Raw genomic sequence first — 275 nt, 5'->3', positions numbered from 1 at the left:
AGGTTGTCCTGTAAAAGTAACGAAAGTACTAGTACAAAATATTGAAAAAGAGAGAGAAGTAGAGGTACCTTCTACTCTATTAACACAAGATGCAAATGAAATTTTAGATAATCCAAATATTGACGTTGTCATCGAAGTGATGGGTGGCATTGATGATGCAAAAGCATATATTTTGCAAGCCTTACAGAGCGGGAAGCATGTTGTGACTGCCAATAAAGATTTAATGGCGTTACACGGGGCGGAACTCTTAGCGGTAGCAAAAGATAATAAAGCAG

Annotated in this window: 1 pseudogene; it reads left to right on the top strand. The window is 37.8% G+C overall.

Features of this window, described 5'->3' with window-relative positions:
• Positions 1–275, top strand: a pseudogene (locus SB658_RS23770) (homoserine dehydrogenase); the annotation flags it as partial.

Source organism: Bacillus sp. SIMBA_008 (genome assembly GCF_046535495.1).
GTDB lineage: Bacteria > Bacillota > Bacilli > Bacillales > Bacillaceae > Bacillus > Bacillus subtilis.
This window is presented reverse-complemented; position numbering and strand designations above follow the sequence as displayed.